Consider the following 25,893-nt stretch of genomic DNA (forward strand, 5'->3'; position numbering starts at 1 on the left):
TATAAAATTTTACAACTAACCCAATACCTACTCATTGAATATAGCTTTCTTTGTTCTAGTAATGGTTAAACTACCTGCGAATTGTATAATTTTAGAAAGAACAGAAAACTTTTTCTGAAATATTGTATTTTCTCTGATGAATGCTATCATCACACATATAGAGCCAAGGCACCCACCTTGGCTCTTCCTAGTACTATTCTACTGCCCCAAGAAATTATAAATAACTTGAGAGGCCTCTGCTCTAGTTCCGACTCCTTTAGGTATGAATAAATTGCCCTCTCTTCCCTCAATAAGATGCAAAGCTCTCGCGTTCCTGACATACGTCGTGGCCCATGGAGATACAGCGTCCTCATCGTCAAAAGCGTTTACAGAAGGCACAGCAGCATAATTGTGTTGCTTTTCATATGCACGCATAAGCATAGCTACCATTTCTTCTCGTGTAATCGATGCTTCAGGCGCAAAAGTCGTTTCACTCTTTCCTTCAACAATGCCAGACTTCACCGCAGTCGAAACCTCAGGATAGAACCAGTCTGATACCGACACGTCCGAGAAATTGCTATTTCCATTATCGGTTAAATGAAGTGCTCTCACCAGTAAGGCAGTGAATTCAGCCCTGGTGATCTGACGTTCCGGCTCGAAATCCGTGCTGCTTGTACCCGTTACAATATGCCGAGAAGCAAGCTCCGTAATCACATTTTTCGCCCAATGAACATTAGGTACATCCTTGAAGTTTTTAGTGTATTCTATAGCAGCGTATTTACTAAAGTGATAAATCTCGGCAGATATTACTCCGACTGTGTAAGTACCCCCTATAAACTCAAGCGTTCCATCATCCGCAATATAATAAATGGAGACTAACTTAGCATTTTGGGAAGGATCTACTTTGAATCGCAAAGTGATTGGTGTAGTGAAATTTTTCAATGACGTAATCTCATTCCCACCTGTAACTATTTGCAAACTGAATTCGTATACGTTGCCAGATGGCTTTAAATCAACATTATAAGACTGTTGGCTCTTGTCTATAAGTGTATCTGCTTCATTATCTGAAAGAGGTTTCATAGTGAATAAAAGCCTGCTGTCATTCCATTGTTCAAGAGATAAATTGCCTCTTAATTGCTGCAGCACCTCGGAAGGAAGCTCCACACTAAGATTTTCCTTCTTAATCTCCAAATGTGTCTTAGGATCACTTCCAATTTGGTTCAACGCTATATTCACATCATTGGCAGCAGCCGGAAGCTCAATCGTTTTTTTACCTTTACCATCATCTGTAATCTTTACCGGTTCACTAATAGGGTCAGTGGTTCCACTTCCACCGCTACCACCGTTACCACCATTTCCGCTATTGCTTTTTTCAATGTTAATCGTTTTCTGAGAAACATCGATTGCATCTGAAGATTGCAATTGAGAATCAATTAACGTGATCTTATCAAGCGAAATGGCTGCTTCACCAACAGAAAGACTTTTGAATGTAAGTGTATATAAGTTAGCATTACCATCTAATCCTCTTTTGGGTCCTACACTAGTGTGTGCCAATTGAAGTTGATTTCCGTTTTGAATGGTAGGTACTGTAAATTCATTTTTCACATCGCTTACAGCAGTTATAAATTCGAGTTTTGTCGAATCATAAGTAAGGTTTAACTCATAGGCATATAAGTCATTCAGCTGCAGGCCACGAATAGTAACCTTCAGTTCGCTACCAACTGAAGTCGAGTCGGATGTTGTTGTCAAAATAAATTGCGGTGAATCTTCCGCATGTACAGGAGATACAGGAAGCAAATAAAGTGTACATAAAAACATTATTGCAAGAACCCTTCCCATCATTCCTTGTGTTCTAAGCATAGCTTCTTCACCCTTTCCACCTAAATACCGGAAGGAAGGTATATACTAACCTTCCTCCGGAAATCATTGCTTGCTTTAGTAATTCAGGATAAGTCTTGCGATGTACGCAAGGTCAGAGATATCAATTCGTCCGTTATGATTATTATCATAACGCTTAATTTTGATCCAGTCCGATGAATCGGAAGTTAAATTATAGCGGTTAGCTAAGACGCCTAAATCACCGATTGTAGCTTGTGTACGAATAGAATTCGTGAAGGTTTGCAGTGCACTACTAAGCAGCAAGGCCGACTGGTTAACCTGATCTTGTGTAGCTGTGGCATTCGATGCTACTGCTTGTGCGGTGCTAACAGCTGCTTGCAATGCCGCTTTGGCGCCGGATGGATATTGTCCCCACAGAGAACCTTCCGTTGCCACATCGAGACTCGCGACTGCTGATTCAATAGCACCATTTAGAGCAGTTTTGTCGATTACGATTGCTTCAATGGTAACGGTATACGGCGAACCGCTATTCACATTCGTAACCGTTCCGATGTCGTCGGATACTTTAACATTTGTCAGGTAAACGGAACTAGTTACCGTACTGGATGTAGAAAGTGCCTTAAACTGGAACTGAAGAAGATCCCCACTTGCGTACACAGCATTCGCTACGCCTTGAGAGTATGCCAGGACACGAACTTGTCCCGGAGCTATAACTTGACTATCAGCGACAGTAATTCCCGTTTTCAAGGATTGAATGCCTTGAAACTCGAGCTGGGAAGCGTTAAAGTTTAGGGTTAGATCTTGGGCATACACACCTTGTGTTACGTTTACTAATCCATAGTTTACGTTAAATGACTGACCAGGAGTAACGCTGGTTGTCCCCGTTAATGCCGCTGAGAAACCCGCCTGACCGATGATGGTAAAACCATTTACAGTGATCGTTGAGGCTCCTTTCGATATGCTCAGTACAAATTTACCATCTGCACCATCACCAAGAATTTGGGTGGTAATCCCTAGTGAATTTAGATCAGCATTATTATTAAGTAATTGTTGGGCTTTTGTTTTCAGTGTTGCTACATCATCACCAGTTGCATTCGGAACTGTGATACTGTTACCAAGTAGAGTTGCTGCTTGTTCCACTGCTTGTTGATCCGCAGTAACATCGCCAGAATTACCTAATGTCTTTACTAATGTCACATTGGAGAACGTTGCTTGCAAATCCGCTGTCGCACTAAGGTTGATTGCGTACAATTGCAATTTCGCATCAGTAAAGAAATCTGGGGTAAAAGTCGTCGCGACATTTGCCGAAGTATTACCTAATGGTGAGTAGGTTGCACCATTATCCCTTGAATAGTACCCTTGCACATCATTGCCAGTCTTCACAATGCGTAGATAGTAATCTGTACCACTTAAAGTTGTTTGGCCAGTTGTATTAGAATGTGGCGTACTGCCTACGATATCCGAGTTATTGATTTTAATAGAAGTACCATTCTTTCTTGCATTGATTCTGAAGAATTCACCCGTTGAAGTTCGGCTCATACCTAGTCCGATTTGCGTATTCTCTGCAAAAGAAGCGTCACTTAGTGCTTTATTCACGGTAAGCTTCGCTGAAAGTGTCCAATTCCCATTAGCTGTCCACGGGAATTGCAGGATATTATGGCTAATTGGATAATCGGTATCCGCTTTTTGAGTTGCGATTGTTGCTCCCGCTGAACTGTAAGTTACAGCACTTTGGGGATTTTGAGGATCCGTTGGGTTCGCTACCTGCCAACCTGTTGGAAGTCCACTCGCAAAACTTATGACCTCAGTAGTACTAAGTGCTATCTTATAGGTTTTCACATTTTGACCTTTAATAAAACGTACAACAGCAGTACCTTGCGTACTATCCGCTTGAGAAATACTAACTTGTACATCTTTATCATTTGTAGTTGCCGTTACAGTTGGAATTGTACTTCCAGTTACTGTGTACGTATATTCAAACTTGTTAGCATCAAAGTTGGAAGGTTGCGCTCCATCAACGAAAACACTGTACGTTGGTATCAAATCAGGTGTAAGTGACAGCTGATCTGCATAAAGAATGTTGGAATCCTTCGCATATAGAGCCAAAACAACCTTAGCAGTTCCATCTGGTTCACTATAAGTGAATGGTTGGTTAGGTGTCTCATGCCAGTCTGCTATCTTGATATCTACAGGCTGGAAGGAGGTTAAGCTGAGTGGTCCGCCCTCAAGGATGCGGCCAACAAACTGGCCATTATTCCAATAGGCAGGATCCCCGGCCTCACGAGCTGCGTATGGTTCAGGCATATCGCGACCATTGATTGGGGTCATGCCTAGTTGATTACCTAAACTATCGTAATAAACCAGTTGGGCTTCTACGTCCCCAGGGTTTTCGGCAGCAATATCATAACTCTCCGGACGACTCTTCATGGCAAGGAAATACCCCTTGAAGTTGTACTTTTCACCCTTAGTAAGCTTACCAGTGACATCTTGCCACAATCCGTCATATTGCCCTTGGGCATTGACACGGTTGGCAATTTTTCCAGATCCAGCTACTTTCGATGTGTTGCTGTTTTTCAGATATCGGGATATACCCGAATAGCTCTGAATGTTATCCGCTGTTAAAACAGGTCCTGTGACGGTCTGTTCAAACGTTCCATTGTTATAACGACCTGTAGACCAATTGTTTGTATTGGAGGCTGTTGTCGTATCAAAGTCTCCATTAAGTAGAATATTTCCTGGTATGGACACCGTTGAGTTGTTGGCGGCTGTACTCCAATCGGAATCGTTGGCTCCGAATAAGAAACGGTCTACGGTAATCGTATCACTGGACCCGCTCGCAGCAGCTACGATATAGAGATCCTTATGGCCATATGCGCTAAGATCACCTGTATCTACCATATCCTGAAACTTGCCAAATTTATCATTAGCCGGCACGTAAATATCAGCTACTTTTGTTCCTTGAGATAGGATATCTCCTGTGTTGTTCACAGATGTTCCCACAGGCAAGACATATGCTTGTAGATTGCCACCTTTAGCTGCCTTCGTCTGTGCGGTCAGGTATAACAAGTGTCTACGAACCACACCGCCGTTAGCAGAACCATCTGCAAAGTTTAGGTTTTTGTAAGCTAGGTAGTCTCCATTTCTCAAAGTGACTGCCTCGTTGGCACGACCTGCATTTCCTGTTGTGGTACCAGGTACACTATTGTCATTTCCTTCCGCTTCAAGAGAAGAGAAAATATCGCGCTCGCCATCAAGACCGTTATAAGTGGCAAATGTGCCCTGGGACGGTACAATGGTAACGATGCTAGCCGAAGGGATGTCGATAACGAACTTGCCATTACTTACAGGAATCGTAGCCAGCTTCTTCTGGTTCTCACTACCCGAGGTGCGGAACACAGTTACGCTTGTGGTACCTGCTGGGAAGTCCTTCAGCGTGAATTCCAAAGGTTGAACGCTGTCATCATTTTTTGCGTTGGAAACCGTCATGGCGAAATCATTATTCATCGGATTCTTGAAACCAACAACATTAATATCGGTTACAGGTGCGCGTGTTACATCAAAGCGTACGTCGCCCGGCTTAATAAATCTAGAGAAATGACCATAGCCGTAAAAGCGTTTGAACAAACGGTATTCGCCAGTTAGTGTACTTGCGTGCCCAGCCTTCTGTTGGGAATTGGTGTGTGCGAAGCGAATCAGGTCGGAACCATCTGCTCCGTTGCTATCCCACATGCTCCACCAGACGAAGCCATTGAAACCCGGATTACTGGTAAACATATTGGTCAACAGGTTGGACCAACGAACAGCATCATTGATATTCTGATTGCCATACCTTTGCGTATAAGCACCTGCAGAACCATCACCAGTATCCTGATTCATAAATTCGGCTTGCCATAACTTATATTTCGTCAGATATTCCGGATACTTGGATCCATCCTTGGTATAGTCCAATGGACTTTGGGAAAAGTCACCCGTATGGTACAGTTTCGTGTCATCTGTCCCGATACCGACCGTGCCATACAAGTGAGTCGTAAACGTGTCGAGATATGGATTTTTATCTGTTGCATTACCCGGGTCAGTTTCAGAAAATACCGCGCCGCCTCTGCTTAAAGACGCACTAAGGTTGGTACCATCTACAGCAGCAAGCTTAGGTATGAAATCTATAATCTTACCACTTGGGTTCTTAATATCGTAGAGCGCACCGCCTGGCTGCATCGATTTCTTCAGGGTAGGACCGACGTAGCTGTCAATAATTTCTGTCACATAGGCAGCGCTACCGCCTGCAAGGTCAACTTCATTAAAGGGATTGATATCGGTAATGGGAATGCCGTACTGTTCCCACATACCTCGGATATAATTGACAAGATAATCAGCAAAAGCTTGGTAATATATTTTTACTGGCTTTCCATCGATTGTAGCTACGTCCGCTCGAATAATCTTGTTAGGTGCATTGGTTGACGAATTACTCATCCAATATGGCGCAGTCCATGTGCAGGCATAGAATTGATTCACACCATACTGCTGAGCCTGAAGCATTGTCCATACCTGATCGAAGTCAAAAAGCTCTTTCCGTGTTCGTGGCGTGTTTTTAATGATTACAGGATCTTGGCCTGGCGCACTCAAGAGATTGGTAGGGCCTCCATCGTCATTAGCAATCGGTTGATTCCAAGATGGGGAATCCCATACAAAACCCTCTACAGGTACCAGTGTACCTGGGGCATGTTCAGGCTCGTTGGGCCAAATACTATCCGTATTCCCGTCATAGAAACGGTCGCTTGCTTCAATCTTATATCCGTACTGACCTGCCGTTCCTCTCATAGGAATCGGATTATTCTGGATATCGAATCCTGGTTTTGTAACATCGGCAAGCAAGCCAGTTAAAGGGTTGAAGCCTGGGCTAGTTGCTGTCGCGTTAGCCGTGGTGAGGCCACCGTTATCGCCGATGATGACACGTACAATATCGTGTCCAGTTCCGTCTTTTTCACTGAATGTCAGATTCAGCAAATGTCTGACAGTATCCTGATGGCCTGCTGAAGCAAGCTGCATCATTTGAACGGAATCTGTGAAGGCATAGGCAGCACCTAATCCATCCATCGTCTGATATTGCGTGTACCAGTTAGCTGTAACTGGAGCAGCAGTAACCGCTGCATGTACCGAAGTGGAAACCACCATAGGGGCGATGGCGGATAACATCAGTGCGCTAACTAAACTAATCGAAAGCGACTTTCGCCAGTTAATTATATTCATTCTACATGTTCCTCCTTAACTTTATTGTAACCGCTTTCATTAACTGCATTTGTTATAACCATAACGGCCAGAACAGTTTCGAATTCGATTTTGTTCCCCCTTCTATTTTCATCTATATAATTTCATCTGCCTGTTACTATAGTAACAACTCGGGAATAAGTAATATATATGAATGATCCACGATTTGTTATAAAATAGACCGAAAATGCATACGTCAGATGCATGAACTCGGAAGCGATAAACTCCGTCCATTTCCGTGTGCCGATAATCCTAATAAACAGGGCAACAGATGGCGAGATTCAGGTTTGTTAGTCCGCATTATTTAGCCCAATACGGTCTGTCAGCAATCACGGTTTCACCCGATATTATCGCCTTTTCAATCATCATGCCCAAGTAGTGATCCTGGGAAGCCTCTGACAAACTGTAAAACTCCGAACCGCCATTGATATAATCAGCCATCTTCGCCAGACAGCTGGCGATAGCAATTTCATCGTCATAAAGCCTTGCAGGTGCAAAAGGATTTTGATACAACCATTGTTCCCCGCAAAGAATTCCTTGCAGAAAGTAGCCTTCCGCATTTTCATATTCCCCTCGGTTGACTCGCTTCATATCCATTTGCAATGGGACCGTGTTCTCCTGTTGGATTAGAATCCGGTTGTCGAAGATTTCTCCCCGCTCTCCCCTTACGGAAAGATGGTTGGAACGAGTCCATGAACGGTGCTGGTCCTTGGTAAAGTCATAAATCCCCAGCTTGTCTCCGAAATCCAACCAAGCCATATCCCTTTGCATGGGAATCATCCTGTCTTCCTCTGGTGGGCCGTTCCGGGTAGGACCGTTAACCCATCTGGATTCAAAACGCATGGCTTTGATCTTGACTTCTTCAAATGTGATGCCGAGCATTCGACGGATCAAACTGACGGCGTGGTACAAATGGGAAATAGAAACTGTCGTTTCCGTAACAACCCCGAGTTTTCCCGAACGGATTAGGGCCAAACGCGCTTCCTGCACGGGATGAAATTGATATTGTTCAGCTACCTGTACGCGTGCTCCAGTCAATGTTAACTTGTCATGAAGAAGTTCCAGTCCCAGCATATCCGGTGCAGGTGGCGTTTCTACTAAAACCGGTATTCCTATTTCCGCTAACTTTAACAGGTAATCCAGGCTCTGAGAGCCGCTTACACATAGCACAATGAAGTCCGGTTGATCATACTTTAGAAGCTCTTCAAGGGAATGATAGGCTGGTACTCTCCATTGTTCTTGCATCGTTATCCTTTTGGATAGATCCCTTATCACCATACTGATGATCTGAAACCGCTCTGGCAGCGCTTCCGAGATTCGTAAAAAGTACTGCGCACGGAAGCCAGCTCCTCCGATAATGCTGATTTTCACTGCCATTTCATCCACTCCTAATTAATTAAATATTTAACTAAATATGAAAATATATTACAGGAATAAAGCATTAAGTAACAGATTTCCCCCAAAAAGTGTCATTTCATTCGTACCGAAGGATTTTGTTGAAACGAGGCGCATGGGTGAGGATGCCTTCATAATAGGGTATCATTTTTTAACGGCAGCTGGACTGGCAGGGCTGTTATTGCCGCTTCATAGATGGCAGTCAACAATTCGATGACTTATCGATCTTCTGCTCCAATTCGGTGTTGCTTTCTGGAAAACCATTCTCTAGCTGAGTCGAGGCACTTATCTTCCAAGGAGCAGAAACCCTTGCCTTCTCTCCATGAAAAACAATCTGCTGTTCTTCGCCATGATGATTGACCGAACATGTAATTTGAGCCATGCTGCCGTTTGAATAAGATAAATGAGCAACCGATAGATCCTCCACTTCCGAATTTGGATGCAAACCATTGCTCATGACCGCTTGAACGGTGTCGGGCATACCCATCATCCACTGCAGGATATCAATATGGTGAACTCCATGGTTCAGGGTACATCCGCCGCCTTCCGTCTCCCAGGTACCTCACCACCACAGATCATAATAGTTTTGACCTCTCCACCAGTGTGATTCCACCTTGGCGTGAACAATTCTGCCGATCAGACCTGAGTCTAGCGTAGTTTTAAGCTTCATCATAGGATCCAAATAACGGTTTTGCCCCACTACAGACAATATCCGCCCCGATTCCTCCGCCGCTTCAATCATCCTGTCGCATTCTTCCAATGACTAGAAGCTCCTTGTAATCCTGCATGATACGGCAATCCAACTTATATTTAGTTTTTAGCCTGTTCGCCTAGGTCATAATTTAATGAGGTCTGTCGGGTTCATGCCGGTCATTTTTTTGAATAGAAGGCTGAAATAAGGAAAGTTTTTGTATCCAACGCTCTCTGCAACCTCATAGACCAGCATATTCCGTTCCAAAAGCAGTTCGCGAGCTTTTTCAATCCTTACACGGGTCAGATAGGTGTTGAAGGTTTCACCGGTCATATTTTTGAAAATGATAGACAGGTGGTTTCGTGAAATAAAAACTTTATCCGACAGAATGGCCAGCGTCAAATCCTCCGCGTAATGCTCGTGAATGTAGTGCGTAATGAAATCAACGACCTGACGGTGTTTGCTGCTCCCCTTCCATTGTCTGCTGTCGCATATTATAGAAATTTTTTCTGATAGCCACTTCTGAAGCTGATCCGGCTGGATTAAGTCCTTTATTTCCTTTGCAATCTGGTCGTTTGTGAATAGATCGTCCAGAACATGTCCAGCTTCATAAAGACAGTACGAGATAATTCCCCATAATTCACTACCTAGCATCTGAACATATTCAGATCTTATCCCAGCCTGGCTTTCCAACTCTCCGATGTAATCGGCAACGAGCTGCTGAGCCTTCGTTTTCTGGACAGCCTTCATGGCATTGGCGAGCTCGTAGGAAAATTTCACTGGAAACAAGGCGACCTGCTCCTCTTCGGTCGCCGCTTCCCTCTGATAAACATAAAACTCAAAGGGTGGGATTACTCGTAGTTGTCTCATATCGATGGCACGGAATGCTTCCTCCGTTGAATCTGGAATTTGGGTCCAATCGGACTTGATGCTTCCGCTTCCGACACGACTCATCAATTTCAGATAACTTGCAACGCTTTCAATAATCTGTATGCTCAAATCTTTCATGGCTGTGTGTGTGTATTCATTGTTATCCGATTCCGGATGAATAATTAATACAGCACGGGTGCTGTGAAGCTCTGTATACTCAACAGATGGAAAAACCTTACGAGCCAGCTCGTAAACGATATTACTAACGGCAAATCGATATAAGTTCCAGTCCGATACTGAAAATTTGCGTACCCTTTCATCACGAACTAGTTCAATCCCGATCACAGCATGGTTAGTATTGGACCAGAAACGATATGGTTGAGGAAGAATTTGTTCGGTCTGGTTAGCACTTTCCAATGTGCCTACTACAGCTGAACGCACCCATTCCTTCTCAATAAACGGCTCGTACAGCATCAACTTGTACTCCAACTCGCCCTGCTTCATCCGCCTTTCTTCCACATCCATCAGCTCTTGGATAATTTTGTTTAGGATTACCTTTAACGTCGGCATGCTAATCGGCTTAGACACATAATCACTGACGTTATACCTCAGAGCCTGTCTGGCATGTTCAAAATCTGAATAGCCGCTCAAAATGATGATTTTTCCAGGGAATTCTTCTTTTCTTAACTGTTCAATCATGTCTAAGCCATTCATAAGGGGCATATATATGTCCGTTATAACAATATCCGGCTGTGTAGTCCGGATCATATTTAACCCATCGACGCCATTCATGGCTTCCCCAACCCACTCTGCTTCCAGTTCATCCCAAGGAATGGCGCGCTTCATTCCTTGAAGCACTTGGCGTTCATCGTCAATAATCGCGATCTTCCACACCATATTTACCTCCTTTAGCTATTACATTTATTAGCATTTAAGAGTAACAAGCCTAACATGTATGACTGGATCCTATGCGTTTCTGCCTACCATTATCTTCATAATAACGACCTATTAACAAGGTTTAAATAGGAATGATGCACAAATTATTATAAAATATCACGATTCCATTATTCATTTTTCAATCAGAGTTAATTAGTTGGAGGCTCCGTTAATAATGGAAGGAATATTTCGACCCGGGTTCCCCCTTCCTCTAGCTCGTACAACTCAACACCATAGATATGACGGAAATAGCCAGCAATTCTTTCCCTTACATTGCGAACTCCGTAACCTCCCGTATGACGCTTCCTCTTATTCTCCACCACTTGTTGGAGACCGATACCGTCATCATCGATGATGATCTGAAGCGAGTTCTCCAAACGGTTCATCTGGATATGTACATAACCGGCCAGCCTTGTGTTAAATCCATGAACGATGGAATTTTCTACAAAGGGCTGCAATGTCAGCTTAGGAATATACAGTTCCATGACATCTATAGGCACATCAATGGCATAATTAAGTCCGTTTCCCCAACGAAGTTGCTGGATTTCCAGGTAGCATTTAATATGCTCCAATTCATTTGCAATCGGAATGAAACTGTCTCCGTTAGATAAGCCGATCCGAAACATTTGTCCCATCAGTTCCAGAATCCGGCTAAGCTCTTCGTGTCCGGCCTCTATGGCCATCCAGTTCAGCTGATCCAGCATGTTGTAGAGAAAGTGAGGGTTAATATTAGCCTGTAGCGCTTCAATTTCTGCTTTACGCTGCTGCTCATATCGCTGCTGCAGGGATAAGTACAAATCTTCGATCCGCTCATTTTGCTTTCGGTAGCCGGCAAATAAATAACCAAACTCGTTCTGGTAATCTCCTGGCAAGTCCTGATTTTTACCACCGATCGAATAGGAGCTCATGGCAGAGACCAGCATATTAATTGGCTTCGTAAATTGTCTACTTAAATAGAGGGTCAGCATTAACATCAACAGTACAGCGGCAACACCAATGATACCGATTACCTCTGCCAAACGGATGCTACTGGCAGTAATCTGATTCCATGGTGTCATTTCTACTAAAGTCCAATTGGAATCAGACAACTTCGAATATACCAAAAGCGAATCTCCCACCGTGGAATTTCCGCGGATATGGATAAAGCCGGATTTCTCGGTTTCCATATTCACCCTTTGACTCATTTCCAACTGCTCCTGCATGTCACCTATTTTCAAAATTTCCTGCCCGTTACTATCTGTCATAATCCGATTAGAACCCCTTGAGCGGCCTTTTAACAGGGTTCGGATTTCTTCGGCTTTTACATGAATAACAACGACACCTAAAAAAGTATCATTAAATAATATTTTCCTCCCAAAGCTAAGAACTGGAACATTCCCCGTGAAGCTGGGGATTTCATACTCGGATGTCCAGGCAAAATCATTTTTGTCCAAATACTGACTCCATTCTCTTCGATTATCCAAGTCCTCTATATCCCAGAATTGGATGTAACTATTTTCTTCTTTCCGGAAAGGACGCTCCATATACAGATCAATACCTTGAATGATAGGAATGGAATACGTAAGGTTTGCCATCGCATTCTGGACATTATCGGCTTTTTGGTACCGATCGAATTCATCTTGACTATTCCAAAGAAGTCTAATCAATTCGTTGTCACGGGAAGTTGACAAGGATATCTGCTCAATCATGGTTAGCCGTGTTGAAATTTCGTTGTTCAATTCTTCCAGCAATTGTTGTTGGTAATGGGAGGTGTTTTTCACCAGAGCTTTAGAAGAAATATTGTAGCTCGTCCAAACAATACTGACTAGAACCAGAAAGATGAGAACAAAAAAGCTGCGAAAAAATAGGCTCTCAATTCGAAACTTCTTGAAAATGTTAGTCATCTAGGTATCTCCCAACTTTGATTACTGTGAAAGAAAACGGTAAAGCTACGAAGGAAATTCGTCTCTTTACCGTTCAATTTGCTTATCAAATTTATCTTAACCTTTAATACCTGTCGTCGCAATGCCCTCAACAAAATAACGCTGCAGAAACGTAAATACGATAGTTGCAGGGAGGATGGAAACCAGAGACATTGCCAGCAATTGGCCCCATTCCTGTGCTGATTGAGCGTCATTGATCATTCGCAGCGCCAAACCTACGGTGTACTTATCTACCGAGTTTAGGTACAGCAAGTGGCCAAGGAAGTCATCCCAGTTCCACAGGAAGCAGAAGATCATGATCGTTACAATTGCGGGTTGGGTCAGTGGCAGAACCACACGCCAGAATATACCAAACCATGAACAGCCGTCAATCTTGGCTGATTCATCAAGATCCTTTGGGATACCTCTGATAAACTGAATTAGAAGGAAAACGAAGAAACTACCTCCCGCACCACTGGCTACCAAGTGAGGAACCACAAACGGAAGATAGGTGTTTACCCAACCCAGTTGGTGGAACATCGCGTATTGCGGAATAATTAGTACTTGTGAAGGCATCATCAAAGTCATCATGAGAATAGAAAACCAGAGATTCTTTAATGGGAAATCTAGACGAGCAAAGCCGAATGCTACCAAGGTAGTTGAAAAAAGCGTTGCAATTAGAACCATGGCCTCAAGACCGAAGGTATTCAAATAAAAGTCAGTAAATGTGCGTCCGGGAATTGCATGCCATCCATCCGTGTAGTTGCTCCATTTCGGAACAGAAGGAAAAATCCCAGGTGATCCAAGCTCTGCATTCGATTTAAGCGATGCACCAACCCACCAGATCAAGGGGTAGACCATAATCATACTGAACACAATCATGAGGGTATGGCGGACAGTAGAATTCCATTTTATGTTCATTTTCTTTTCTTACCTCCAGTGTCCGTCTCATAGAAGACCCAATACTTCGAAGTACCAGCAATAATGGCTGCTACTATGACAATCATGACCAGCATAACCCATGCTAAGGCTGAAGCATATCCTAATTCATACCGACTGAAGGCTCTCTCATATAGATATAATGCGTATACATACGTAGAATTCATCGGACCGCCATTGGTAATGACGAAAGCCGAAGTAAACATTTGGAATGAATTAATGACACCCATAATTAAATTAAAGTAAATAATCGGCGAAAGCATTGGCAAAGTAATTTTGAAAAATTGTAAAACCTTGTTCGCACCATCTACGGAAGACGCTTCGTATAGATCGTTTGGAATTTGCTTTAATCCTGCGAGAAAGATAACCATGGCTGAACCAAACTGCCAAACTGTTAGGAGAATCAGCGTCCATAACGCTGAACCCGGATTCGTGATCCAACCTTTTCCCACTATACCGAATATGGACAGAATTTCGTTAAAGATGCCGTCAACACCAAAAATATTACGCCACAAAATCGATACGGCAATACTTCCACCAATAAGAGAGGGAAAATAAACCGCCGTACGGTAAAAGGAAATACCTTTCATAGCCTTATTTAGGAGTGTTGCCACCAACAAAGCGGCAACCAATTTTAACGGTACTGATGCAAGCACATATTGAAATGTTACTTTGACTGATTGGGTAAATCTCGGATCATCAGTGAAAATGCGGGTATAGTTCCGTAAACCAATCCATTTAATTGGTTCGAGCAACGTATAATCAGTAAGTGAATAATACAATGATAGAAACATAGGATATGCCGTCAATCCAAAGAATCCGATTAACCATGGAGAAATAAATAAGTAACCTGCAAACGGGGCATCCCAACTGCTGAGAAACCTGCGCTTCTTTTTCCTTTCAGCGCCGCTTGCAGCAACGGTAGTAGAATTGTTCAAGTATAATCACCTCTGCACTTTCTTAATAATCGGTATTTTATAACTCTATTATATAAGTCGCTCATCTTCGTCTAAAGTAGGGAAAACATCGAATTATTATAAAATATAACGAAAAACGAAGAAGCTAGCCGTGGCTGCTTCCTCGAATGGTGTTTATACATTGAGAGAATTTCTTTAGGAATAAATCAATCGTTCGGCCTTGTCGGCAATCCCGCTTTTTCTGTAGAAATAAGTATTGATCCGATCTCTCCATTCTTTGGCATGCTCTACTTGCTCTTCCATACGTTCAGCAACTTGCTTATGCAGTACCTCATTCATGGTTCCAGCTAGACTGTACCATTCTGTAACAAGTCGCTCTGCCTTTTCCACACCTTCGAAATGCGTGTCATATATATGCTGAATAACGGTTTTACCCGAATGAAGAACGTGAGTATAAGGAACATGATGGAAGAAAAGCAATAATTCATCCGGGCAATCTGCTAGAGATTCATATCGTTCAAAATTAGGTGAATTGTACTGAGAGGTATATCCAGTACCTGTTGCCAGTGTCCGATCAACACCGATTCCATGCCAATCGGCATAATGATAAGTCCCCCACTTCGCGTATTCGTATCCGTCTACATCAGGGCCATAATGAGTATGGGGAGTAACCATAAACCCAACACCTAGCGGTGCCGTATAGCACTCATAAATGGCTGGCGAACTCAATAGCATGTTCTTAATCACATTGATACTATTTTCATTATCACCGAAAGTAAGCTTGATCCATTCCTCTGCAATATTCTCAGCAGTCAAGTCTGGATTCCAAACCAGCCTTCCATAGCCGTACAGATTGACTTGCGCCAGCAAATGTCCTGTCCAATTCATCTCATCACCAATATTGGAAACAGCAGCAATGCCTGCCAACCGATTGCCATGAACCGAACCACTAGCAATACGTTTAATGGGGGAACCTTTACCTTTGGTGTAGGTCTCAAAGTCCAAGATTTCCTTCCATTGCGGGATCAAATAAAACAAGTGTCGTTGCTGTCCTGTATACTCTTGGGCAATCTGGAATTCTAGCACCTGATTTGTGGACGGCATGGCTCCCAGCAGCGGGGAAACAGGCTCTCTGACTTGGAAGTCCAAGGGGCCGTTTTTGATCTGCAAAATGACGTTATCCATAAAGCGGCCGTCCAGGGGCTTGAAGTGATCGTAGGCGGCTCGAGCACGATCCGTCTTTCTGTCGCGCCAATCCTGCTTGCAGTTATAAACAAAGCAACGCCAAATAACCATGCCACCAAATGGCTCTAATGCCTCAGCCAACATATTGGAGCCGTCTGCATGATCTCGGCCATAAGTAAAAGGTCCAGGCCTGTTTTCCGAATCCGCTTTTACTAGGTAGCCGCCGAAATCCGGGATAGCCGCATAAACGTCCGCTGTTTTTTCCTTCCACCACTGGCGGACATCCGAATCAAGGGGATCCGCAGTCGTCAGACCGCCGATTTCAATAGGGCTGGCATAATTGACCGAGAGGAACAGCTTGATTGCGTACTCACGAAAAATAGCAGCCAGTTTGGCCACATCAGGCAAAAATTCTGTAATGAGTTTACTTTCCACTTTATGAACATTCACATTATTGATCACAATTCCATTCAGCCCTACAGATGCAAGCATTCTAGCGTAATCTCGGATACGGCCATGATCTTCGGTAATCAGGTTGTCTTTGAAAAAGATGGACTCGCCTGCATATCCCCTTTCCACGCTGCCGTCCATATTATCCCACTGATTGATCATCCGTAACCTATTGATAGGATTATCGACAATATCTAACTCGTTAATGTCCGAGCCTGTACTTAACAGACGAAGCAAGTGGAAGGTTCCGTATAAAACGCCATTAGATGTAGCTGCACCGACTGCCATACATGCGTTTTTTTTATCAGTTATGATGACATAGCCTTCTTGCCCGATCAGTGCAATTTTCTCCGCTGTTACTATACGATCTACTACAGGATTGTTGCCAAATGTTCCAATAGCAATGGCATGTTTCCCTTGTTCTGCAAATTCAGGCTTCACGCCCAAGATACCCTCTAGACCATGGGTTAGTTCAGATACTGCGGTTTGGATAACTGAATCCGTTTCCGTTACGTGAATTCGGTTAAAAACCGCATATTGATCGAATCGATCACCGGGTAACAATTGGCGGTATCCTAGCCATGCTTGATAGCCGCTGCCGGCTTGAAAGGTAGATAATGTGCCCATGTATAAATAAATCCTCCTCGTGTTGTCTTCATTACTATCTCAGTGTTTGTATGCCCAAATATCCCCTGAAAGACTTTCTATAATACATCCACTGGCCCAAGGCATTAGGCAGAACCAGGTACTAGCCGGCGAACCATCGCTATATGTCTCTGTTAGAAGCCCTTCTGAATGACAGAAACGCTCGGACATCCAACCCTTTTTCCCATAATCAAATTCATTATCGTACCGATTATAGGTCTGACATCCCCATTCGATGGTATCCATCATTCCATCTCGGACATAGTGATCGTTCGTGTTCTCCACGTAGTACAGCAGTTCATCAACAACGTTGCTGGACATAGGATGGATATGCGGATTCACTGTAGAGGTGACACTGCCCCCGCAGCTCGACCATCCAAGTTTGCTGAGTGGCGGTACCTTTATCGGCGAATTATAACAGAACTTGAAGGTGAATTCGTAGTCTATCGCATCCCTCATATGCTCCAAATACAGCTTATCGCCTGTAAGAGCATGCAGGTATCGAAGAGCCTTTATATAATCTAAAATGCCCTCCGAGTCTATAGCCTTGTCTGCATCGAGGGGAGCTCCGTAACATTCCATCCGCTTTACATAGGTATTATAATAATGTCTTTCACTTCTACGTAAGCTTTCAATATAAGTCTTGTCGCCAGTCAACCAGCTTTTATACGCTAATGCCGCCATACACCATGTACCGCAAAAAGCATCATATTCAATACCAGCACCTGTTATTTCCGATAGAATGTATGGGTATTCGTCATCTGTATTTTTTGTTCCCTCCATTTTCACAAGAACTTTCGTTACAAAGTCTAGCCAATCGTCATGCATGCATTGCTTAATTCGTTTTTCGTACTCATATGCCTTGAGAATATAATACATAGCCTGACCAATCAGGTAGGAGGTATGCCCTGGTGTATGCATGCCATCAAACCACCAACCGTGGTTGGACCAAGTTCCATTGTCATAAGTTTCAAAGGGAAGCCCTGTATCAGGGTTTAGGGAATTCTCAACCATATTAGTAATACTTGAAAGAGCCTGATTTCGCATGGACTCATCGTCAAGCCGTAGTGCTGCCATCAAAACGGGTACTGCTACTGACAATCCATTTGTCCAGGTCAGAGAAAATATTTTATTATATCGATATCCACCGTTGTCTTTATCTTCAATAACAAATCCTGAATAACTCCGATCTTCTGGAAGCCATGCATACTGATAAATTGCGTTTGATAAGTCTGCCACAGTTGTTATTGGATCGCTGGCTTTTCTCGGGCTTTGGTGATAGCGATAATAGACATCTTGAATAGCAGCATTAATGCCCAATTCTGATTCAGCCTCATAGTCATATAACTCCATCGTAAACGCCAGATTCCCCTACGGCCAACTCAAAGCAATTCTCTTCTAAAGGCAACCGATCTTTAACTAGTGTCGCCTTAATGAACAACCACGGCGCATTTTCATAACCAAGCGTATAACCGACAGTTCCTTTGGAAAGGGAACAAGTAAATCCACCATACTGATAAAATTCCCCTTCGATTTCAGGCTTCCACTGCTGCTTAATTCCATTTTCACTGATAAAATAAGGACTCGCACATAGTCCATATATGTTCCCATTGTCATATACAAATGCAGCAGGGTGAGAAAGCCGATCACTTCTTACCATCCACCAAGGCGATGCCGGACGTGGCGGATTTCCCTCCCTCAATCTCGGAAACTCTTTGGGCACGTTCAGGGGAGCTTCCCCTCGGTTTTTGCCATATATGAATGCTGGCAGGAAATAGCGAGGCTCTTTTTTCGCAAAAGGTAACTCTACATGGATCACCCCTGACCATGCTACATCGCCTTCATTGCTTACCAAAATCTTAACCTGATAGGGTTCTTTGGGACTGCTCGTTCCACCGATTACATGTACCAAAGCGTTCAACCCATGAGCTTGCAAACCAGTATAATCCGTGCTTTTCGATAATTTGCTTCTAGCTGTTAGGTTGAGTCTTTCCATAATACCCTCCAATCACTTATTGCGATCAGCCGATTAGGTTGAACGCAATCCTCATTCAAAAGATTAAAAGATACCCCGGAACAAGTTTGTTCCAGGGCATCTGACATAGACTACTTTTCGTAAGATTTCGATGCAGACTTCAACTGATCAAAAGCTTGTTGCGGGGTAATTTTACCAAAGGTGAGTTGATCACCAACCAGCGTCCAATCCTTATCGATAAAGTTGGTCCAGCCGCTTGTTGAATCCCAAGTTTGGCCGTCCTTCTCCGTTGCGCGAAGCAGTTCCAAACCGACCTTATCTTGATCACTGAAGCTAGCTTGAAGAAGGGCAGAAATGTCTTTGTTCGCCGGCAAACCGCGAACTGTTCCCAAAATTTTCGCTGCTTCAGCATCATTGACGAACCAGTTGACAAACTTCTTAGCTTCTTCCTGCTTCTTCGAGTTTGCACTAACAGCCAAGTACATCGAAGGCTTCAACCAGCCACCCGGAGCAGAGGCACGAGGCATGGTCACCAAGGCGTAGGCACCTTTTTTCAGGCTGTCATACGTACCATATCCATTAGAGAAAGCATAGCGCACTAAAATTTTCCCTGAAACCATGAGGTCTAATTTCGGATCATTTTCTTTGTCAGAAGCGTTCACGTCAGCTGGAGGAACAAGTCCTTCCTTGCGCAACTCTTCGAATTTTTTGGTCCATTCCAGGTAAGTAGCTTGATCTACATTAAATTTGCCGTCTGGGGAAACAACCGAACCTTTTCCTTTAGCATACTGATAAGCCGAGTACACAAAGTAATTGCCGCCGTAATCCTTGGTGAAATAAGTTCCACTAGGTAATTTCGACTTGGATTCTTTAGCTAGTGCAAAGAATTCATCCCAGTTCCAACCATTCGCAGGATTCTTGATGCTTAGTTTATCCATTGCCGCTTTGTCATAAATCATGCCAAAGGCAACAGAACCAAGGGGTATACCGTATTGTTTACCGCCAGATTGTCCGCCTGCCATCAGCTTGGCATCGAATTTACTTACATCTACAGTTGGAGTCAATTCAACTAATTGCTTGCGGGCAGCCCAATCAGGAGTCCAGCCCGGATCAAGCTGTACAATATCCGGCGCATTGTTGGCAGCCGCTTGTGTGGACAATTTATCCAGGTAACCGTCCATACCTGAGTATTCAGGTTCAAACGTTACGTTAGGGTTGTTCTTGGTGTACAATTCAAGTGCCTTCAATGTTGCGTCATGACGGTTCTGCGCACCCCACCACATAATACGAAGCTTAACCGGCTCTGTGGATGCCTTTGCAGTTGGTGCAGTAGTTGGCGCTGAACTAGTTGTTGCTCCTTTGTCGCTACTACCGCAAGCAGCCAGTGTTCCAACCAATGCAGTTGTTGTAGCCAAAATAGCTAGAGAACGTTTCCATTTAAACATTGTTACCCCTCCTGTATTTCGTTTATTGTTTTTATTTCTGTTACTATCGTAACAACTCAGCAATGAGATTGATATATGAATGATCCACGAATTGTTATAAAAAAGACCGAAAATGTATGGAGCTAGAATCATAGTATGGTAGCAATGATATGACGCATCCATCGACCCGGGAAACTATGAATTCCATGTTGCACAATTGTTGGGTACTACTATTTCCATTCTGCTAGTTGATTAGTACTTATATGTTAAAAAATTATATCAAATTAAAATGATATCAATTTGGGGTGAAATATACTTATAATGTTTTGTATAAATTGAATTTAACTAACATTGAATACAATAAGGGGGGAGTCGTGTGAAAAAGCAGGGATTGGGTCTAAAACTGCAAAAGTTGCATTCTTCAAATGCTTGGATCATATTGTTTCTGGCGATTAGCGGTATTTTACTTTATCTACCACCCATGCGTGCTTTATTAGGTGAGGGCCGGGTTTGGCTGAAGCAGCTGCATATCGCAGCTGGATTGGTATCTCTGGCTTTGATAATTATATACCTTCCTTACATCCGCAAGCATATCCGACTGTTGACTGCCCGCAAAGCCCAGCAGGGTAATTTGATGCTAGTACTTGTACTATTGGCAGGCTGGATTATGTCTGGCCTTGTCTTATGGAGATACCGGTCATTTCCTCCAGCCTGGAACAATTCGGCATTACTGGTTCATGATTTGCTGACGTGGGTCGGTATTCCTTACGCCGTTTACCACTCCGTCACACGAAGTCGTTGGTTGAGAAAAGTCGGCCGGGAAGTTGGTCGGAATCAGCATCTCCCCTTGGGCAAACCAGTGGAAGTCATGGAGATCGGTATGTTTGAGCCGACAACGGGCAGGATTTTCCGCCATATATCTCGTAGATCCTTCATTAAAACAGGTGTGGCGGCGGTTGTGACGGCTGTCGCCATGCCCCTTTTTATCCGTTGGATGAACTCTGCTGTAGGCAGCTCCAACCTCTCTTCACTTCAAGAAGAGGAATCCGCGTACGCGGATTTTCTACAGCCGACGCCTTTGTCGGATTCACTGCCACCCAAGGGAGGTGGAGCGAAGGGCAGCTTCCGGATCTATACAGTGACAGACATTCCCAAATTTGATCCCGATAAGTGGACATTCACTGTCGACGGACTGGTTAATCGGCCTTTCCAATGGAGTTGGACCGAATTTCTGGCTTTTCCACGCCAAGTCCAAGTCAGCGATTTTCACTGTGTCACAGGCTGGTCAGTCAACAGCTGTACTTGGGAGGGCATTCCTCTAAACAAACTGCTAGAGCAAGCAGGAGTTAAGGAGGGGGTGAAGATGGTGAAATTTTATTCAGCTGATGGCGAATATACGGACAATATCACCATTGAACAGACCTGGATGGAGGACGTGATGGTTGTGGTCATGCTAGATGGTAAGCCAATTCCCAGAGACATGGGAGGCCCTGTTCGGCTAGTGGTTCCACAAATGTACGCATACAAATCAGTGAAATGGCTGAACCGGATCGAGCTTATCGACAGTGATCATACCGGCTACTGGGAACAGCGGGGTTATGCGAAAGATGCCTGGATTTGGGTTCCGCCTATGTAGCTATTTTGGTTGCTTTGAACTCGGAAGCTTCAAAAAAGTGAGATCTCCTAATGTTCCGGGATCTCATTTTACTAATAAATGCTTATACATCAGGCTACAATCCGTATTCTTCCATGATAACAAATAGCCCTACGATTTCTCGTAAGGCAATAATTTAAACCCACTTCGCTTGCTCCGCAACCTGCCGATCATTCGTAATCACGATTATTGTCCGCCCTTATTCATTCAACCTCCGAATAATATCCATGATCTCCAAGCCCTTCTTTGAATCCAGCGCCCCCGTCGACTCATCCGCCAAAATAATCGGTGGATCTCCAGCCAACGTGCGCGCATTAGCAACTCGCATCATTGCGGAAGTTTTTTTGTAAATGGGATTGCTATTTTACGAATAGGGTGTAACTAACAAATTAATAGATGTTGGTTGCGACATACGCAAGATCCCGAATATCAATTTTGTTATCGTCGTTCATATCAGCAACCTTAGCTTTTGCCCAATCTGCGCTGGTGGAGTTCTTGCCATAGTGAGAAGCTACAATCGCGAGGTCACCTACGTTGTTGTCTCCATCTCCGTTTAGGTCTGCAGACTTATTAGCTGTTGTTTTGAAGGTATCAATGGAGTTGTTGAATGCTGCGAGAGCACTGTCAACTTGGGCTTGAGTTGCACTTGCATTGTCTCTGACAGCAATTGCGTTGTTAATTGCTTCTAGGAGTGCGTCTTTAGCCGCTTGCGGATATTGGCCAGGTTGAGTACCTACTATAGCTGTGTTGTACAGGGTTTGTGCACTCGTTATTGCTGCATTCAAAGCAGTTTTATCCATTTGAATTGCACCGACGGATATAGTCTTGCTGCTCAATGCCGCAGTGGTTACGGTTCCATCAGGACCGCCAATCTTCGCTTGAGAGACTGCAATGGTTCCAGTTGTATTCTGGACACCGGACTTTACCTTAAAGGTTATATTCAAAACGGGTGTGCTGGTTCCAGCTACCCCTCCGATATTAACGGAAATGATTCTCACTTTTCCAGGGGTAGCAGTATCTTCTCTCAGAACCTGAATGCTACTGGTTGCACCTGCTGCACTGACATAATCGAATACGCTGGAATCATAGCTTAGCGTGATATCCTGTGCGTACACGCTTTGTGTCACGCTATCCAGGCTAACAGCTGCTGTGAAAGTAATTCCAGGTGTCACACTGTCGTTAGCTGCGATTGTTGCTGTAAGCGATTTGGCTTCTCCATTATGGGGTGTATAGATTCCAAGATCGCCAAGGTCAATTGCATAGCTGTTCTGGAGTTTCTCATATTCGCCTACAAAGAAATCATCCAGGTATGAATGTCCAAGAACGAATCTGTCCGGATTCACGGCGCCATAGTAACCGGCATTGGCATTGCTCTGACTGTCAAACAACACATAGCTTCCCTGCCATCCTGAACCGGCTACGCCCCAGCTGATAATGTGATCGATGTAAGGGGCGAACCTGTTGAACAGTTTGTACATCAACGCGTACTGATAACCAAGGGCGTCAGACTGTCTGACATTGAGCACTTCGGGAGCGACCGCGCCGCCGCCTGGGGTGCTAGTCGGTGCCTTAAGGTCAAGTTCAGAGTAGGCAATACCGGAAAGAAGGCCTTCGTCAATGAGAGAAGCATAGAGGGCCATGGCATATTGGTTATCGCTTGCAAGAGTCTTTCCAATCGAATCGTGTCCCTGAATACCCATGTCTTCGATAAGGGGTCTTCCGTCATACAGCGGATCGGAGAGCCATGCGGTGTTCACTGCGCGAATCATGTTGTATACAGTTCTCGCTTTGGTGCGATTAGAAATGTCGTAATCGTTATAGGTCAGTTTCGGAGGATCGTTCACGATATACGCATCAATGCTACCAACGTTGTCGTGTCCATCGAGCTTCATGTACGCCGGAAGGTTAGCGTAGTTGGCTTTGTAAGCCGCCGCCATCTTGGCGTTGGGGGCCGCGATGTGCGCGTTTTTGAAGAGCAAGTAAATGTAATGCTCGGTGATATCGCCGCCAATTAGATCATCCGACATGGCAGAAAGCCAGTTCGTATTTTTGAGTGACTGTCTCCAGCTGTTCGGATCCGCGGGGATCGTTTCGCTGTGACGGCTTTCGTGGACCTCTTCGTTGAGTACGTCCCATGAATTGAATGGGATTACTCCCCTGGATACACTTGAGCCATACTTCGTATCTGTGGTCAGGAAGTGCCGCATCACATACATAGTGTGGTTAAACTGTACTCTTCTGGCCATTTCTTTGTCTACCTTAACCGTGGCTGTAACGCCGTTGCCCAATCCGTAGTAATCGGTTGTTCCATTATATCCCAAGGGAAGGGTAGCGGGAATCATCTGTCTCATCCATGCAGGGGCCTGGTTGTACCATGCCAAAACGTGGGCGTGAGACTTATACTGTCCGGGAGTTCCGGAATCCCTGATCGCTTGATAAGAGCTGGTCGGGAAACTGTATTCACCTATACCAGGGTTGGTAGTTGCGCCGCTCAGAGCCTCGCCAGTAACGCCTTTCAGCCAGCTCGGGCCCCGGGGATGCGTTCCTTCGGCCTTGAGATTGTTGCCGTCGACAAAGATTTCATAGTGATTGGCTCTGGTTCCGGTTACTGCTCCCGTTCCGATCGTACCGACCATGAACGTGCCATTTTGCCTGTTGTAAACATTCTTTAAAGGCGTTACGACACTCTGGTTTTCCTTGTTAACAACGTTGGGAAGCGCAACGCCGTTAGGGTCCGGTGCGGTAATTTTGATGTTGCCGACAAGAAGCATACCCGTTTCTGCGGGACGCCCATTCTCACCATGGAGCTCAAGAATGAAGTTCGAGGAGGTGCCTGTTGTGGCGGTAATGCTCGTGTGCTTCAACAACCAAGTTTCACCGTTGAAGCTGCCAATCCAGTCAGGGTTAAGGTTGTTGTACTCGTATTCCCTGAGATAGGAATCGATATCAGAGCCGGCATTCCTAATTCTCCACCTCATGAATTTTCCCTGAGCGCTCTTGGGATAGAACACATCAAACTCAATATTTGAGCCTGCGGGGACATCTACACTCGGCGATAACGGAGACTGAAGAGTCATTCCTCCGAAAGTGGTCTTTCCGTTATGGACGTAATTGATCTGGAGCACATCAGATTTGCCTTGGGAATCTGCAAAAGGATACGGAATCACTTTGTATGTACCACCAGCAAAGTCGGCGGGGACACGGTTGTCAAGCGGGGTTCTTGCGGTCCAGACATTGGTGGGTGCGGTAATTTTTACAGGTACTTTACCAGGACCCGGATTAAGACGGAAATAGGGATTTGAACCATCCGCTTTGATCTTTCCAGTGAAACTCACTATTGCGTTTTCAAGGCTGGCTATGGCTTCGCTTGCGGGAGTGAGCGCATTGCGCGCGAACTCCAGCGCGTTATCAAGATCTTTGAGTTCGTTGGCGTACACCCAGGGGAAAGCTTTGTTCACATCGGATCCAACGTCAGTGCGGCTAACCTGGAGCGGGAATTCCTCGTTGCCGGCTTTTAGAGCTTCGGCTTGTGCAATGAGGTCATTCAATTCAAGTGTCTGTTCGCCTCCAGCCGCAGCCGCCGGGACGGGGGCAAACGCGAATAAGGAGAAGAGCATGATGACTACGAGGATGCAGGAGACGTTGATTAAGGTTTTTTCACGGTTCATCTTCATTTTACTCCTTTTCTTAAGGCAACCACTAAAATCTCGTTTTAGAGTCGCCCAATTTTAGATTTTCGGATTTTTTTACATCCTTACCGATAAAAATGTTGTTTTTATTAAAGATTTTGGATTTTTTTATGAATTGACCATAAAATATGCCTCTGTTTTT

14 protein-coding genes and 1 pseudogene are annotated in these 25,893 nt (G+C 44.3%); 1 reads left to right on the top strand and 14 read right to left on the bottom strand.

All coding sequences use genetic code 11. The features are described 5' to 3' along the window. Positions 1–198: 198 nt before the first annotated feature. The 12 genes and pseudogenes from L6I86_RS10155 to L6I86_RS10210 all read right to left on the bottom strand — a co-directional run bounded on the left by L6I86_RS10155 (position 199) and on the right by L6I86_RS10210 (position 20,429). Positions 199–1,839 carry an S-layer homology domain-containing protein gene (locus L6I86_RS10155; RefSeq protein ID WP_236286744.1) on the bottom strand — a complete coding sequence of 547 codons (1,641 nt, stop codon included), beginning with the start codon at positions 1,837–1,839 and terminating at the stop codon, positions 199–201. A gap of 75 nt (positions 1,840–1,914) precedes the next feature. After that, on the bottom strand, positions 1,915–7,062 hold the full coding sequence (locus L6I86_RS10160; RefSeq protein ID WP_236286746.1) for a cohesin domain-containing protein: 5,148 nt from the start codon (positions 7,060–7,062) through the stop codon (positions 1,915–1,917). A gap of 318 nt (positions 7,063–7,380) precedes the next feature. Beyond that, positions 7,381–8,457 carry a Gfo/Idh/MocA family protein gene (locus tag L6I86_RS10165; RefSeq protein ID WP_236286748.1) on the bottom strand — a complete coding sequence of 359 codons (1,077 nt, stop codon included), beginning with the start codon at positions 8,455–8,457 and terminating at the stop codon, positions 7,381–7,383. A gap of 235 nt (positions 8,458–8,692) precedes the next feature. Next, positions 8,693–9,238: pseudogene (locus tag L6I86_RS10170) on the bottom strand (Gfo/Idh/MocA family protein); the annotation flags it as partial. Between the two features lie 72 nt (positions 9,239–9,310). Continuing rightward, entirely contained in the window at positions 9,311–10,930 is a 1,620-nt protein-coding gene (locus tag L6I86_RS10175) for a response regulator transcription factor (protein ID WP_236286750.1), read from the bottom strand. Between the two features lie 191 nt (positions 10,931–11,121). Then, positions 11,122–12,855: a sensor histidine kinase gene (locus L6I86_RS10180; RefSeq protein ID WP_236286752.1), complete on the bottom strand. Its 1,734-nt coding sequence runs from the start codon at positions 12,853–12,855 to the stop codon at positions 11,122–11,124. A gap of 96 nt (positions 12,856–12,951) precedes the next feature. Continuing rightward, the gene (locus tag L6I86_RS10185; RefSeq protein WP_236286754.1) at positions 12,952–13,794 is read right to left on the bottom strand and encodes a carbohydrate ABC transporter permease; all 843 of its coding nucleotides are present in this window, start codon (positions 13,792–13,794) and stop codon (positions 12,952–12,954) included. After that, a complete protein-coding gene (locus L6I86_RS10190; protein WP_236286756.1) occupies positions 13,791–14,750 on the bottom strand; it encodes a carbohydrate ABC transporter permease in 960 nt (319 codons plus the stop codon). The genes L6I86_RS10185 and L6I86_RS10190 overlap by 4 nt, the downstream gene beginning before the upstream one ends. 174 nt (positions 14,751–14,924) lie before the next feature. Beyond that, positions 14,925–16,991: an alpha-glucuronidase family glycosyl hydrolase gene (locus L6I86_RS10195; protein WP_236286758.1), complete on the bottom strand. Its 2,067-nt coding sequence runs from the start codon at positions 16,989–16,991 to the stop codon at positions 14,925–14,927. Positions 16,992–17,030: 39 nt separating this feature from the next. After that, entirely contained in the window at positions 17,031–18,362 is a 1,332-nt protein-coding gene (locus L6I86_RS10200; RefSeq protein WP_236286760.1) for a hypothetical protein, read from the bottom strand. After that, positions 18,349–19,005 (bottom strand): hypothetical protein, encoded by a 657-nt coding sequence (locus tag L6I86_RS10205; RefSeq protein WP_236286762.1) that lies wholly within the window; start codon positions 19,003–19,005, stop codon positions 18,349–18,351. The genes L6I86_RS10200 and L6I86_RS10205 overlap by 14 nt, the downstream gene beginning before the upstream one ends. A gap of 110 nt (positions 19,006–19,115) precedes the next feature. Continuing rightward, the gene (locus L6I86_RS10210; protein WP_236286764.1) at positions 19,116–20,429 is read right to left on the bottom strand and encodes an ABC transporter substrate-binding protein; all 1,314 of its coding nucleotides are present in this window, start codon (positions 20,427–20,429) and stop codon (positions 19,116–19,118) included. 355 nt (positions 20,430–20,784) lie between these two features. Here L6I86_RS10210 and L6I86_RS10215 point away from each other — a divergent pair, with 355 nt between their 5' ends. After that, complete coding sequence (locus tag L6I86_RS10215) at positions 20,785–22,044, top strand: molybdopterin-dependent oxidoreductase (protein ID WP_236286766.1); 1,260 nt, start codon at positions 20,785–20,787, stop codon at positions 22,042–22,044. A 217-nt stretch (positions 22,045–22,261) separates the two neighbouring features. Here L6I86_RS10215 and L6I86_RS10220 read toward each other — a convergent pair whose 3' ends face one another. Together L6I86_RS10220 and L6I86_RS10225 are read right to left on the bottom strand one after the other, a co-directional pair. Next, a complete protein-coding gene (locus L6I86_RS10220; protein WP_338113376.1) occupies positions 22,262–22,390 on the bottom strand; it encodes a hypothetical protein in 129 nt (42 codons plus the stop codon). Positions 22,391–22,451: 61 nt separating this feature from the next. After that, positions 22,452–25,397, bottom strand: coding sequence for an endo-1,4-beta-xylanase (locus tag L6I86_RS10225; RefSeq protein ID WP_236286768.1), 2,946 nt, complete (start codon positions 25,395–25,397; stop codon positions 22,452–22,454). Between the last annotated feature and the right edge of the window lie 496 nt (positions 25,398–25,893).

The sequence above is a fragment of the Paenibacillus allorhizoplanae genome (assembly GCF_927798215.1).
Lineage (GTDB): Bacteria > Bacillota > Bacilli > Paenibacillales > NBRC-103111 > Paenibacillus_E > Paenibacillus_E allorhizoplanae.